13 protein-coding genes are annotated in these 13,045 nt (G+C 71.6%); 2 read left to right on the forward strand and 11 right to left on the reverse strand.

The window, feature by feature from the left end; all coding sequences use genetic code 11:
• Positions 1 to 13: 13 nt before the first annotated feature.
• From recO to leuA, 3 genes are all read right to left on the reverse strand, one after another.
• Positions 14 to 760, reverse strand: a complete 747-nt coding sequence (gene recO / locus OCT49_RS09770; protein ID WP_283851496.1) for a DNA repair protein RecO — start codon at positions 758 to 760, stop codon at positions 14 to 16.
• 77 nt (positions 761 to 837) lie between these two features.
• Positions 838 to 1,509 carry a TerB family tellurite resistance protein gene (locus tag OCT49_RS09775; RefSeq protein WP_283855737.1) on the reverse strand — a complete coding sequence of 224 codons (672 nt, stop codon included), beginning with the start codon at positions 1,507 to 1,509 and terminating at the stop codon, positions 838 to 840.
• A 239-nt stretch (positions 1,510 to 1,748) separates the two neighbouring features.
• The gene (gene leuA, locus OCT49_RS09780; RefSeq protein WP_283851497.1) at positions 1,749 to 3,536 is read right to left on the reverse strand and encodes a 2-isopropylmalate synthase; all 1,788 of its coding nucleotides are present in this window, start codon (positions 3,534 to 3,536) and stop codon (positions 1,749 to 1,751) included.
• A gap of 294 nt (positions 3,537 to 3,830) precedes the next feature.
• On the opposite strand from leuA, the gene OCT49_RS09785 reads away from it, so the two are divergent.
• Together OCT49_RS09785 and OCT49_RS09790 are read left to right on the forward strand one after the other, a co-directional pair.
• Positions 3,831 to 4,907, forward strand: a complete 1,077-nt coding sequence (locus tag OCT49_RS09785; protein WP_283851498.1) for a M4 family metallopeptidase — start codon at positions 3,831 to 3,833, stop codon at positions 4,905 to 4,907.
• Positions 4,908 to 4,954: 47 nt separating this feature from the next.
• Positions 4,955 to 5,221: a protealysin inhibitor emfourin gene (locus tag OCT49_RS09790; protein ID WP_283851499.1), complete on the forward strand. Its 267-nt coding sequence runs from the start codon at positions 4,955 to 4,957 to the stop codon at positions 5,219 to 5,221.
• A 165-nt stretch (positions 5,222 to 5,386) separates the two neighbouring features.
• Here OCT49_RS09790 and era read toward each other — a convergent pair whose 3' ends face one another.
• The 8 genes from era to OCT49_RS09830 all read right to left on the reverse strand — a co-directional run bounded on the left by era (position 5,387) and on the right by OCT49_RS09830 (position 12,835).
• Positions 5,387 to 6,409 (reverse strand): GTPase Era, encoded by a 1,023-nt coding sequence (gene era, locus OCT49_RS09795; RefSeq protein ID WP_187438508.1) that lies wholly within the window; start codon positions 6,407 to 6,409, stop codon positions 5,387 to 5,389.
• 38 nt (positions 6,410 to 6,447) lie between these two features.
• Entirely contained in the window at positions 6,448 to 7,443 is a 996-nt protein-coding gene (locus OCT49_RS09800) for a WxL protein peptidoglycan domain-containing protein (RefSeq protein WP_283855738.1), read from the reverse strand.
• An 83-nt stretch (positions 7,444 to 7,526) separates the two neighbouring features.
• Entirely contained in the window at positions 7,527 to 8,894 is a 1,368-nt protein-coding gene (locus OCT49_RS09805; protein ID WP_283851500.1) for a WxL domain-containing protein, read from the reverse strand.
• 296 nt (positions 8,895 to 9,190) lie between these two features.
• Complete coding sequence (locus tag OCT49_RS09810) at positions 9,191 to 9,544, reverse strand: cytidine deaminase-like protein (protein ID WP_283851501.1); 354 nt, start codon at positions 9,542 to 9,544, stop codon at positions 9,191 to 9,193.
• A 101-nt stretch (positions 9,545 to 9,645) separates the two neighbouring features.
• Positions 9,646 to 9,996 (reverse strand): MmcQ/YjbR family DNA-binding protein, encoded by a 351-nt coding sequence (locus tag OCT49_RS09815; protein ID WP_283851502.1) that lies wholly within the window; start codon positions 9,994 to 9,996, stop codon positions 9,646 to 9,648.
• Positions 9,993 to 11,282: a hemolysin family protein gene (locus tag OCT49_RS09820; protein WP_283851503.1), complete on the reverse strand. Its 1,290-nt coding sequence runs from the start codon at positions 11,280 to 11,282 to the stop codon at positions 9,993 to 9,995. Before OCT49_RS09820 ends, OCT49_RS09815 begins: the two co-directional genes overlap by 4 nt.
• Complete coding sequence (gene ybeY, locus OCT49_RS09825) at positions 11,279 to 11,776, reverse strand: rRNA maturation RNase YbeY (RefSeq protein ID WP_283851504.1); 498 nt, start codon at positions 11,774 to 11,776, stop codon at positions 11,279 to 11,281. The genes OCT49_RS09820 and ybeY overlap by 4 nt, the downstream gene beginning before the upstream one ends.
• A 12-nt stretch (positions 11,777 to 11,788) precedes the next feature.
• Positions 11,789 to 12,835, reverse strand: coding sequence for a PhoH family protein (locus tag OCT49_RS09830; protein ID WP_283851505.1), 1,047 nt, complete (start codon positions 12,833 to 12,835; stop codon positions 11,789 to 11,791).
• Positions 12,836 to 13,045: the final 210 nt, after the last annotated feature.

Here is a 13,045-nt window from a genome sequence, read left to right on the forward strand (position 1 = left end):
TGATCTGCCTGTGTCACTTCTCTACGTACCGCAGTGAGCGCAGCCCGCGCTCCAGATGCCAGTGCAGATAGGCGGACACCAGTCCGCTCCCCTCCCTGACATGACGCGGCTCGCACGCGTCCGCCGTGTCCCAGTCGCCGCTGAGCAGGGCGCTCAGCAGGGTGACGGCCTCAGCCGAGGGTACGACGCTGCCGGGCACCCGGCAGTCGGCGCATATGACGCCGCCCGCCGCGACGGAGAAGAACCGGTTGGGTCCGGGCATTCCGCACTTCGCGCAGTCCTCGAAACTGGGGGCGTAGCCGTTGACGGCGAGGGAGCGCAGCAGGAACGCGTCGAGGACGAGGTGCGGCTCGTGCTCGCCGCGGGCCAGGGTGCGCAGTCCGCCGACGAGCAGCAGGTACTGCTGGACCGCGGGTTCGCCCTCGTGGTCGGTGAACCGCTCGGCGGTCTCCAGCATCGCGGTGCCCGCGGTGTAGCGGGCGTAGTCGGTGACGATGCCGCCGCCGTACGGGGCGATCGTCTCGCTCTGGGTGCACAGCGGCAGGCCGCGGCCGATCAGTTCGCTGCCGCGGGCGAAGAACTGCACGTCGACGTGGGAGAAGGGTTCCAGCCGCGCCCCGAACTTGGACTTCGTGCGCCGCACCCCGCGGGCCACCGCCCGCACCCGGCCGTGGCCGCGGGTCAGGATCGTGATGATCCGGTCGGCCTCGCCCAGCTTCTGCGTGCGCAGCACCACGCCGTCGTCCCGGAACAAGCTCATGGGTCCATTGTCCGGTACGGAAACGGTTCTCCGGCCCGTCCTCCGCCCGGCCGGGGAGGCCGGGGGCGGGCGGGGCCTCAGGAGGGGGTGCGGGCCGCCTCGGCGAGGAGCCGGGCGGTGTCCTCGGCGCCGATCCGCAGCGCGCCGCCGATCGTGGTCAGCACCTCGCGCTCGGCCGGTCCGTAGGGGCCGTCGGCGAGCGCGACCCGGGCGGCCTGCAGCAGGATCGATTCGCGTCCGGCGGCGGCCAGGTGCGGGGCGAGGGGGCCCAGTGCCTCGTGCAGTTCGATGACGAGGGCCGCTCCGCACGCCTCGGCCGTGGGGTCGAGGGCGGGGCCGATGTCGGCGGCGAGGACCTCGACGACGGTGCGCAGCTGCTCCTCGGTGCAGTCCTCGAATCCGGCGCCGCGCACGATGGCCGCCGCCGTCTCCAGGACCGGGCGGGAGGTGGCGCCGCCGGCCGTGAGGACGCCGAGCACGGCGGTGTGGACGGCTTCCCTGAGCATGGTGGAGAGCCGGGTGGTGGTGGGGTGGTCGAGGGCGTCGGTGCCGAAGCGGTCCCGGCAGGCGGCGCATTCGACGACGGGGCCCACGGTGCCGCGCCGCAGCACCGGTACGCCGAGGACCGCGAAGCGGCGCCGGCCGACGACCCGGCGGTAGTTGCGGTCGCCACCGCAGCCGGGGCAGAAGAACTCGCCGTCGCCCACGGGGTCCCAGGCCGTGCGGATGCCGCAGATGCGCAGCTTCATGGCACGTCGTCCCAGGGCTGACCGCACGTCGAACACCTCCGTAACTCCCCCGTGGCCCCATGGGCACGGGAGGTGCCCCCTCCGGCAACATTGCCGCGTGAACGTGATGTTAACCACAGTCATGATGTGGCGTCAGTACCCCGATCACGACAACCGCCCGGAGATGGCCGAACCCCGCCCACCGGACACGGGTGGACGGGGTTCGGGCCGGGCGGCTCACCGCCGCCGGAGGAACCGGCTCAGCGGGCCGCGCGGTTGACCGCGGAGACGACCGCCTCCAGCGAGGAGCGGGTGGTGTTGGCGTCGATGCCGATGCCCCACAGGACCTTTCCGTCGATCGCGCACTCGATGTACGAGGCGGCCTGGGAGCTGGCGCCCTCGCTCATGGTGTGCTCGCTGTAGTCCAGCAGGCGGGCGTCGATGCCGATGGCCTGCAGCGCTTCGAAGAAGGCGGAGATCGGGCCGTTGCCGGTGCCGGTCAGCACGGTGTCCGCGCCGTCGACCGTCGCCTCGACGGTGATCGTGTCCCGGCCGTCGGCGCCGGTCGTGATCTGTCCGCTGCGGATGCGCACCCGGCCCCAGGTGTTCTCCGGGTTCGGCAGGTACTCGTCCTGGAAGGTGGCCCAGATCTGCGTCGGGGTGACCTCGCCGCCCTCGGCATCCGTCTTGGCCTGAATGATCCGGGAGAACTCGATCTGCATCCGGCGCGGCAGGTCCAGCTTGTGGTCGTTCTTCAGGACGTAGGCGATTCCGCCCTTGCCGGACTGCGAGTTGACCCGGATGACGGCCTCGTAGCTGCGGCCGACGTCCTTCGGGTCGATCGGCAGGTAGGGCACCGCCCACTCGATGTCGTCGACCGTCTTCCCCCGGGCGGCCGCGTCGGCCTCCATGGCGTCGAAGCCCTTCTTGATGGCGTCCTGGTGGGAGCCGGAGAAGGCGGTGTAGACCAGGTCGCCCGCGTAGGGGTGGCGCGGGTGGACCTCCATCTGGTTGCAGTACTCGCTGGTGCGGCGGATCTCGTCGATCTGCGAGAAGTCGATCTGCGGGTCGACGCCCTGCGAGAACAGGTTCATGCCCAGGGTGACCAGGTCGACGTTGCCGGTGCGCTCGCCCTGGCCGAACAGGCAGCCCTCGACGCGGTCCGCGCCGGCCATCAGGGCCAGTTCGGCGGCGGCGACGGCGGTGCCCCGGTCGTTGTGCGGGTGGACGGACAGGCAGATGAACTCGCGGCGCGACAGGTTGCGCGACATCCACTCGAACCGGTCCGCGTGCGTGGAGGGCGTCGAACGCTCCACGGTGGCGGGCAGGTTGAGGATGATCTCGCGGCCCTCCTCCGGCTGCCAGACGTCGCAGACGGCCTCGCAGACCTCCAGGGCGAAGTCCAGCTCGGTGTCGGTGAAGATCTCGGGGCTGTACTGGTAACCGAAGATCGTCTCCGGGCCCAGCAGCTTCTCCGCGTACTCCATGACCAGCCGGGTGCCGTCCACGGCGATCTGCTTGATGTCGTCCTTCGAACCGCGGAAGACGACCCGGCGGAAGGTGGGCGCCGTGGCGTTGTACAGGTGGACGGTGGCGCGGTGGGCGCCGACCAGGGATTCCACGGTCCGCTCGATCAGGTCCTCGCGGGCCTGGGTCAGGACGGAGATGGTCACGTCCTCGGGGATCGCGCCCTCTTCGATGATGGAGCGGACGAACGCGAAGTCGGTCTCGCCGGAGGACGGGAAGCCGACCTCGATCTCCTTGTAGCCCATGCGTACGAGCAGGTCGAACATCTCGCGCTTGCGGGCCGGCGACATGGGGTCGATCAGGGCCTGGTTGCCGTCGCGCAGGTCGGTGGACAGCCAGCGGGGGGCGACGGTGATCCGGTTGTCCGGCCAGGTGCGGTCGGGGATGTCGACGGCCTCGTAGACGCCGTACTTGTGGATCGGCATCCCGGAGGGCTTCTGCAGCCGGGTCGCGTTGGTGATCGGCGTGGGGCGTCCGACAGGGGCTGCGGCGGCGGTCTGGGCGGGATCTGCGGCGGTCATGGCGTACGGCTCCTCGGGGTCCAACCAATGGGACGGCCGACTGTGTCGCTGCAGCACCAGACTCCGCGGGGAGGGGGTCGGCCTACGACTACAGGCCCTCGCCGCGGCAGCTAAGAAGAAGCAGCCCGAAACGCATGATGCGACGAGGTTAGCCGAGAGGCTCCTGATGCGTCGGTCCCGTATCAGTATGCGGGACCGGCGGCAGGAAACGTCCAACAGTGATGGATCACTCCATTTCGTCAATCTTGCACCGTTCCAGTGACATGACCGTTACGCGGTGTCACAGTCGAACGTATGCCGACTCAGACTCAGCACGGGTTCCACCCCGTCTTCTGCACCATCGTTCCGCCCCACCTCCTCGACAAGCTGTCCCAGTCCGACAACCCCGATCTCGCCAATCCCGCCCGGCGCACCCTGGAGGCCGACGCGGCCCGCCGCACCCGGCGCCAGATGGCCACGGTCGTCACCGTGCCCGCCTCCCCCGCGGCCGAGCGCGAGGTCTCCGACAAGCCCGACCGCACGCTCTACGACTGCCGCAACAGCACCCGGCTGCCCGGCACCAAGGTCCGCGGCGAGGGCGAGGACCCGACGCAGGACGCCAGCGTCAACCGCGCGTACGCGGGCCTCGGCTCCACCTTCGAGCTGCTGCTCAAGGCGTACGGCCGCCGTTCGATCGACGGCAACGGGCTGCCGCTGATCGGTTCCGTGCACTACGACGAGAAGTACAACAACGCCTTCTTCGACGGCGAGCAGATGGTCTTCGGCGACGGGGACGGCGAGATCTTCGTGGACTTCACCGTCGCCATCGACGTGATCGCCCACGAACTGACCCACGGCCTGACCCAGTACACCGCCAACCTGAGCTACTACGGCCAGCCCGGCGCGCTCAACGAGTCGATGTCCGACGTCTTCGGTTCCCTGGTCAAGCAGTACACGCTGGGCCAGACCGCCGACCGGGCCGACTGGTTGATCGGCGCCGGGCTGCTGGCGCCGGACGTCCAGGGCGTCGCCCTGCGCTCGATGAAGGCGCCGGGCACCGCGTACGACGACGACGTGCTCGGCAAGGACCCGCAGCCGGCGTCGATGGAGGACTACATCCACACCGGCGACGACAACGGCGGGGTGCACCTCAACTCCGGCATCCCGAACCGCGCGTTCTACTTGCTGGCGACGGCGCTCGGCGGCAATGCGTGGGAACGCGCCGGGCAGCTCTGGTTCGATGTGCTCACAGGTGGTCAACTGGCCGTGGACGCGGACTTCGCGGACTTCGCCCGGCTGACGGTCGCCGCGGCCCGCAGCCGCTTCGGGGAGGGCGACGAGACCGAGGCCGTCCTGAAGGCGTGGTCGGAGGTGGGCGTCCCGACCGCGTAGGGCGATCCGGCCCGCGCGGCCCCGCCCGGCGACGGAGGACACAGCACATGCGGATTCAGGTGAGCAGGACCGGCGGTTTCACCGGTGTCGCGCGGCGGCGCGAGGTCGACACCGCCGGACTGTCCGATGCGCCGGAGTGGGAGGCGCTGGCCGAGTCGGCCCTCGCCTCGGGCCACGAGACCCCGCCCGAGGGCGTGCCGGACGGCTTCCGGTACCGGATCACGGTCGGCGACCGGACGGTCCACTGCGCGGACCCGAAGCTGACCGACGCGCAGCGGGCGCTGGTCTCCCGCGTGCTGAAGGAGGGCGCGTGAGGCCGGTTCCTCCCGGCGGCACGGGGCCGCTTCCTCCCGGCGGCACGGGGTCGGCTCCTCCCGGCTGACGCCGTCGGGCCGGGCCGGGCGGGAGCGGCGACGCCCGCCCCGTCCGGCCCGGCCCGACGGCTCCGCGGCCCGACGAGGACCGCACGGCTCTGCGGCTCAGAAGCCGAGCTTGCGCAGCTGCTTGGGGTCGCGCTGCCAGTCCTTGGCCACCTTCACATGGAGGTCCAGGAAGACCGGTGTGCCGAGGAGCGCCTCGATGTGCTTGCGCGACTTGGTGCCGACGTCCTTCAGCCGCTTGCCCTTCGGGCCGATGATGATGCCCTTCTGGCTGGGTCGCTCGATGTAGACGTTGGCGTGGATGTCGAGCAGCGGCTTGTCCGCCGGGCGGTTCTCGCGGGGCAGCATCTCCTCCACGACGACCGCGATGGAGTGCGGCAGCTCGTCCCGCACGCCTTCGAGCGCGGCCTCGCGGATGAGCTCCGCGACCATGACCATCTCGGGCTCGTCGGTGAGGTCGCCCTCGGGGTAGAGCGGCGGGCTCTCCGGGAGCAGCGGGGCGATCAGGTCGGCCAGCAGGGCGACCTGCCCGGCTCCCCGGCCCCCGTCCCTGGCGGTGCCGGCGCCGCCCTCCCGCTCCGCCTTCACCGCGGAGACCGGGATGATCTCGGCCCACTCGAAGCCGAGCTCCTCGCCGAGGCGGGAGACGGCGAGCAGCTGCTCGGCGAGCTGCTTGGAGTCGACCAGGTCGGTCTTGGTGATGATGGCGATCTTCGGCGTCTTCTTGATGGCCGCCAGTTCCTTGGCGATGTACTTGTCGCCGGGGCCGAGCTTCTGGTCGGCCGGCAGGCAGAAGCCGATGACGTCGACCTCGGCCCAGGTGGTGCGCACCACGTCGTTGAGCCGCTCGCCCAGCAGGGTGCGCGGCTTGTGGAGGCCGGGGGTGTCGACCAGGATCAGCTGCGCGTCCTCGCGGTGCACGATGCCGCGCACGGTGTGCCGGGTGGTCTGGGGGCGGTTGGAGGTGATCGCCACCTTCTTGCCGACCAGAGCGTTCGTGAGGGTGGACTTGCCCGCGTTGGGGCGGCCCACGAAGCAGGCGAAACCGGCCCGGTGGGGGGCGCGGTCCGCGCCCTTCTGCGCAGCGGCTTCTGTGTCAGGTCGAACGCTCATGGCGCCCATTGTCCCCGATCCCGGCGGTCCCGCCGCACCGAGGGAGGTCACGGGGCCTGTCGGGCCTCCTCCCGGGCCGTGCGGGCGCGGCGCCGACGGGCCCTCAGCCACAGGGCCGCCGCCGCGCCGACGGCCACCAGCAGGGCCCCGGCGACCGCCCAGGGCACGGCGAAGTACGTGGCGGTGGCCGATCCGCGGGTGTCGCGGGCGGTCGCGGTCAGCCGGACCTCGCCCCATTCCAGCTGCGGCGCGCCGTCCCACCGCTCGGTCAGCCGGACCTCCTGGCGGGGCAGCAGTTCGGAGGGCACCTTCTCCAGGTCGCGGGCGAGCAGGGTGCGGCCGAAGAGGCCCTCGGCCCGGAGGGCGACCTTCGGGGCGAGGGTGACGTTGCCCCGGTTGCGGAGCGTGTACGAGATGACGGCCCGGCTCCGGCCGGTGCCCGGCACCAGCGGCCGGGTGTGCTCGATCCGGATGTCGTCCACGGAGAGCGCGGGCATGGTCGGCCCGTTCACCCGCAGGTGGATGCGGGCGCCGACGGCCTGCCGGATGCCCACGGCGACGGCTCCGCCGCCCGCGGGGTCGACGTGTTCGTCCAGGGCGACGAGCGCGCCGGGGTGGTCGCCCGGTTCGGCGTCCTCGGGGACGGTGAGGGTGACCGGGACGGTGACCGAGCCGTGCGCCCGCACGGTGATCCGGTCGCGGCCGGGACGGGCCCAGGCCCCGATCGAGCGCTGTTTCTCGTCGCGGGACCGGACGGCGAAGCCGCCGTCGCGCGCGGTGTTGTAGGCGTCGGCGGCGTACAGCCGGAAGGTCCGCGGCCGGTCCGTCCGGTTGGTGACGGTCACCTGGTCCGTGAGCGTGGCGCCGGGGTCGGCGGAGAGGAAGAAGTACGGGCGCTGACCGGCCCGGGTGGTGGCGGGGTAGACCGACCAGTTGCCGTTGTCCGCGGCGTGGGCGCCGGTCAGCAGGAGGGTGCCGGACAGCAGGAAGGCTCCGGACAGCAGGAGGACGCGGGGCAGCAGGAGTACGGAGAGCTTGCGCATGGTGCGGAACCCCCGGGTGGTCTCGGGACGGGGCGGTCCGGGCGGGTGCGCGCCCGGACCGCCGGTCGATCGGGAGCGCTCGGTCACGTGAGGGTGAGGGTGAGCACGCCGGAGTACGCGCCGGGGGCGGTGTACGCCGGTACGTCCAGCGCGAGCCGGGCATCGACGGTGAACACGCCGCCGGTGAGGGGGCCGTCGGGGGTGGACGCCAGCGTGGCGCCCCCGGAACCGACCGTTCCTGCGGAACCGGCCGCGCAGGTGCTGGGGCTGCCGGTCCTCGTCGCGCAGACCGGGGTCCAGGCGAGTGCGGACGCGTCGATCGTGGCGCCGCCCGGGCCCGTGAAGTCGGTGACCTTTCCGGTCAGGGACCAGCCTGCGGGGCCGCCGCGGAAGTCCTCGACCGTCACCGTCCGCAGGGTGCCGCGCGAGGCGCCGCCCCGGCCGAAGTCGACCGCCGACATCTCGACGGCGTCCCCGTCCTGGACCATGGAGAGCGTGCCCGCCTCGACGGACGTGCCGAGCCGCTGGCTGCCCTCCTGGCCCTCGCCGCCGCCACCGGTGACGGTGTAGGGCTGCGGGCCCGCGCCCCGGTCGGGATCCCAGGTGTCCCCCTCGTGGGCGACGATGCCGGTGGTGGCGGGGTCGGTGACGGTGAGCCGGCCGCTGAAGCCGCCGGAGCCGTCCGCCTCGACGGTGGCGGTGTCGGCGGTGCGGGTGTCACCGGCCGTGCCCGCGAGCGTGACGGTCGCGCCCGGGGTGAACTTCGAGCCGGTGACGGTGACCGCCTCGCCCGCGCCGCCGGACGCGGCGCCGAGCCGGATGGTGCGCTCGTTGACCTGTCCGCCGCCGTCCGTCGCGATGATCGTCTGGGAGACGGGGGCGGGCGGGTCCGTCACCGTGCAGGGGGTGTCCAGCTCCATGATGTAGCTGGTGTGGATGTTGTAGTCGCCGGGCGAGAGCGTGATGTGTCCGGGCGCGGTGACCTCGAAGGTGCCGGTCATCGAGAACGACGGGAAGGCCCCCTTGCCGGGCACCGGGTCGTTCTTCCGCGGGCCCGCGACGGTGACGCTCGCGGTCTGCGCCCCGCCGACGACGACCTTGCCGGTCGGCGTCATGATGTCGGCGGGCAGCGCCAGGTCGACCGGGTTGCTCGCGGCCGGTGCGACGACGGTGTACGTGACCGTGACCGTGTCGCCCACCTCGGGGGCGGAGTTGTCGACGGTGATCTCGGCCTTCGTCGTCCCGTCGATCGGCGGGATGCCCGCGATGTCCGGCGGGATGCAGTGGGTGGGGAAGTCCACCGGCGCCGAGGCGGTCGGCATGGCCTGTGCCGGGGCCGCCAGTACGCCGCCCCCGGTGACCAGGAGCGCCCCGGCCCCCAGCACCGCGGCCCAGCGGCAGCCGGTCCGGGGGCGGCCCCGGGCGGCGGTTCTTCGGACGGTCGGACGCATGGAGCCCCCTCCTGCCGGATGCGGCGCAGCGGCTCGTGTGCGCCGGCGGTGGCTCATTGACGGCCCCGGCCCGAAAGAAGTCAAGGCAAGCGGGGAACACCGACTGATGGCCCATCAGATGCTGGCAGGATCCGGCGTTCCGCCCCGTCGCCCCGGGCGCGCGTACGCCCCGCTCCGGGTGGGCGCGGGGCGTACGGATCCATCGTGCGGTACCGGGTCCATCGTGCGGTACGGGTCGTTGTATCCGTACGGGTCCGTCGTACCCGTACGGTCCGTCGTACCCGTACGGGACGGTGTCAGCCGGCCGTCACGGTGACCCGCAGCACGCCGTCGGGTCCGGCGAGCAGGACGGGGGTGTCCGGGCCGCCCAGGTCCCGGACGGCGGCGCGGTCCTCGTCGGACGGGGTCTGCGCCTCGGAGACGACCGCGGCCGCCTCCAGGGAGGTGGCACCGCTGGCCACGGCCATCGCCACGGCGGTCTGCAGCGCGCTGAGCCTCAGCGACTCCAGCCGTACGGTGCCCGCGACATACGTGCGGCCGGTCTCGTCCCGTACGGCCGCGCCCTCCGGCACACCGTTGCGGGCGCGGGCACTGCGTGCCAGCGTGACGATCTTGCGGTCCTCGGGGCCGAGGTCGGTGCTCTCAGTCATGTGCCGAGCATACGAACCGGGCGGCCCGTCCCCCGCCCCGCCCTTCCCCCCGGCCGGGGCCACGCGCCGGACCGGGTGCCGTGACCGCGGCCGGGCCGCCGTCAGCGGTCCAGCCGCAGCCGGTCCGCCCTCGGCAGCCCCGCCACCACCAGGTCGTAGGAGTCCTCGACCATTTCGCGGAGCACCTGGTCCGGCACCCCGGACACCGTCACCGTGTTCCAGTGCCGTTTGTTCATGTGCCAGCCCGGCACCACCGCGTCGTACCGCTCCCGCAGCCGCACCGCCTCGTCCGGGTCGCACTTCAGGTTCACCGTCAGCGGGCGCCCGTCCAGCGCGCTGAGCGCGAACATCTTGCCCAGGACCTTGAAGACGGACGTCTCGGGCCCGAACGGAAACTCCTCGACGCTCTCGTTGAACTCCAGGCAGAACGCCCTCAGTCGCTCCGGGGTCACCCGGCCTCCTCCTGCGGCTCCATGGGCTCCACCAGCACCGTGACGATCTTGTTCCGCCGGCCGGCCGGGGACTCCGCGGTCAGCCGGAGGCTGCGGCCGTCCGGCAGGTCGACGATCGCCGAGGCGCCGGCGATCGGGACCCGGCCCAGCGCCTTCGCCAGCAGCCCGCCGACGGTCTCCACGTCCTCGTCGTCGTACTCGTCGAAGCCGAACAGCTCCCCGAGGTCGCCGATGTCGAGGCGGGCCGTCACCCGGAAGCAGCCGTTCTCCAGCTCCTGGACGGGCGGCAGTTCGCGGTCGTACTCGTCGGTGATCTCACCGACGATCTCCTCCAGGATGTCCTCGATGGTGACGATGCCGGCCGTGCCGCCGTACTCGTCGATCACGACGGCGACGTGGCTGCGCTCCTGCTGCATCTCGCGCAGCAGGTCCCCGGCGTTCTTGGTGTCGGGCACGAAGGCCGCTGGCCGCATCGCGGTGGAGACCGGATCGGCCTCCGACTCCCGGTTGATGTGCGTCTTGCGGACCAGGTCCTTGAGGTACACGATGCCGACGATGTCGTCCTCGTTCTCCCCGGTGACCGGGATGCGCGAGAAGCCGGAGCGCAGGGCCAGGGTCAGCGCCTGCCGGATCGTCTTGTAGCGCTCGATGCAGACGAGGTCCGTCCGCGGCACCATGACCTCGCGCACCAGCGTGTCGCCGAGTTCGAAGACGGAGTGCACCATGCGGCGCTCCTCGTCCTCGATCAGCGACTCGGCCTCGGCGAGGTCGACCATCGCCCGCAGCTCGGCCTCGCTGGCGAACGGCCCCTTGCGGAAGCCCTTGCCGGGGGTGAGCGCGTTGCCGATGAGGATCAGCAGCTGCGGGACCGGGCCCATGACCCTGGCCAGCGGCAGCAGGACGTACGCCGCCGCCGTGGCCGTGTTCAGCGGGTGCTGGCGGCCGATGGTGCGCGGCGAGACGCCGATGGCGACGTAGGAGACGAGGACCATCACTCCCATGGCGACGGCCAGCGCCTCCCAGGTCTCCGGGAACTCCTTCAGGCAGGCGTACGTGACGAGCACGCCCGCCGACATCTCGCAGGCGACCCGCACCAGCAGGGCGACGTTGAGGTAGCGGGTCGGGTCCGCCGCGACCTGCTCCAGCTTCTTGCTGCCGCGCCGCCCGGAGCGGACCGCCTCGGCGGCCCGGAAGCTCGACGTACGGGCGATGCCCGCCTCCGCGCAGGCCGCCAGCCAGCCGCCGACGACGAGCAGCACGGCGCCCGTCAGCAGGGGAACGCTCACGAGACGGTGGGGGCGGGCGACGGACCGGTCAGACCGTGCTCGGCGCGCCAGCCGTCGACGATCGCGGCCTGGAGGCCGAACATCTCGGCCTTCTCGTCCGGCTCCTCGTGGTCGTACCCGAGGAGGTGGAGCACCCCGTGGACGGTGAGCAGCTGGAGCTCCTCGTCCATGGAGTGCTGGGTCGGGGCCTCCCGGCCCTGCTTCTCGGCGACCTCCGGGCAGAGCACGATGTCGCCGAGGAGCCCCTGCGGGGGCTCCTCGTCGTCCTTGGCCGGGGGACGCAGCTCGTCCATCGGGAAGGACATGACGTCGGTCGGGCCCGGGAGGTCCATCCACTGGATGTGGAGCTGCTCCATGGCGGCGGTGTCCACCACGATCACCGAGAGTTCGGAGAGCGGGTGGATCCGCATCCGCGCGAGCGCGTAGCGGGCGATGTCGAGGATCGCCTGCTCGTCGACCTCGGTTCCGGACTCGTTGTTGACGTCGATCGACATGGTGCGCTGCGACTACTTCCCGTTGTGACTGTCCCGGCCGCGGTGGCCGTCCCGGCTGTCGTACTTCTCGTACGCGTCGACGATACGGCCGACCAGCTTGTGCCGGACGACATCCTGGGAGGTGAGCTTGGAGAAATGGACGTCCTCGACGCCGTCCAGGATCTCCTGGACCTGGCGCAGACCGCTCTTGGTGCCGTTCGGCAGGTCGACCTGGGTGATGTCACCGGTGATGACGATCTTCGAGTCGAAGCCGAGCCGGGTCAGGAACATCTTCATCTGCTCGGCGCTGGTGTTCTGCGCCTCGTCGAGGATGATGAACGCGTCGTTGAGCGTGCGGCCGCGCATGTAGGCCAGCGGCGCGACCTCGATCGTGCCCGCCGCCATCAGCCGCGGGATCGAGTCGGGGTCGAGCATGTCGTGCAGGGCGTCGTAGAGCGGGCGCAGGTACGGGTCGATCTTCTCGTAGAGCGTGCCGGGCAGGAAGCCGAGCCGCTCGCCCGCCTCGACGGCGGGCCGGGTCAGGATGATCCGGTTGACCTGCTTGGACTGCAGGGCCTGGACCGCCTTCGCCATGGCGAGGTAGGTCTTGCCGGTACCGGCGGGGCCGATGCCGAACACGATCGTGTGCTTGTCGATCGCGTCGACGTAGCGCTTCTGGTTGAGCGTCTTGGGGCGGATCGTGCGCCCGCGGCTGGAGAGGATGTTCTGGGTGAGCACCTCGGCCGGGGTCTCCTGGCCGTCCCCCTCGCCGCTCTCAGTCGCCCTGAGCATGGCGATCGAGCGTTCCACTGCGTCCTCCGTCATCGGCTGACCGGTGCGGAGCACCAGCATCATCTCGTCGAACAGGCGCTGGATCAGGGCGACTTCCGTCGCGTCCCCGACCGCGCTGACCTCGTTCCCCCGGACATGGATGTCGGCCGCCGGGAAGGCCGTCTCGATCACGCGCAGCAGGGCGTCACCCGAGCCCAGTACGGTCACCATCGGATGCTTGGCGGGGACCGTGAAGTGGGCTCGCGCCTGCCCGGGCGCAGGGGTCTGGGCTGTGGGTGTCTGAGTCATGGGCCGGCTCTGTGGCCTGCACATACCTCCCGTTGCGAGGCTCTCGCCGATCGACAACCTCTGGATTACCCAGCCTACGACTCCCCACCGACAAGACCGAGGGCTTTTTCGTGCCCGTCGCGAACACCTGTGCCCGGCACGGGCCGCGTCGCACCCGGCAGGCGCTCGGACCGGCAGGTTCTCGGGCCGGGTGGTTCCCAGGCCGACAGG

Origin of the sequence: Streptomyces sp. ML-6 (assembly GCF_030116705.1) — a bacterium.
Classification (GTDB): Bacteria; Actinomycetota; Actinomycetes; order Streptomycetales; family Streptomycetaceae; genus Streptomyces.

Coding starts and splice junctions, on each gene's coding strand:
- recO (WP_283851496.1), bottom strand. CDS start 760: ATGAGCTTGTTCCGGGACGACGGCGTGGTGCTGCGCACGCAGAAGCTG.
- OCT49_RS09775 (WP_283855737.1), bottom strand. CDS start 1,509: ATGAAGCTGCGCATCTGCGGCATCCGCACGGCCTGGGACCCCGTGGGC.
- leuA (WP_283851497.1), bottom strand. CDS start 3,536: ATGACCGCCGCAGATCCCGCCCAGACCGCCGCCGCAGCCCCTGTCGGA.
- OCT49_RS09785 (WP_283851498.1), top strand. CDS start 3,831: ATGCCGACTCAGACTCAGCACGGGTTCCACCCCGTCTTCTGCACCATC.
- OCT49_RS09790 (WP_283851499.1), top strand. CDS start 4,955: ATGCGGATTCAGGTGAGCAGGACCGGCGGTTTCACCGGTGTCGCGCGG.
- era (WP_187438508.1), bottom strand. CDS start 6,409: ATGGGCGCCATGAGCGTTCGACCTGACACAGAAGCCGCTGCGCAGAAG.
- OCT49_RS09800 (WP_283855738.1), bottom strand. CDS start 7,443: ATGCGCAAGCTCTCCGTACTCCTGCTGCCCCGCGTCCTCCTGCTGTCC.
- OCT49_RS09805 (WP_283851500.1), bottom strand. CDS start 8,894: ATGCGTCCGACCGTCCGAAGAACCGCCGCCCGGGGCCGCCCCCGGACC.
- OCT49_RS09810 (WP_283851501.1), bottom strand. CDS start 9,544: ATGACTGAGAGCACCGACCTCGGCCCCGAGGACCGCAAGATCGTCACG.
- ybeY (WP_283851504.1), bottom strand. CDS start 11,776: ATGTCGATCGACGTCAACAACGAGTCCGGAACCGAGGTCGACGAGCAG.
- OCT49_RS09830 (WP_283851505.1), bottom strand. CDS start 12,835: ATGACTCAGACACCCACAGCCCAGACCCCTGCGCCCGGGCAGGCGCGA.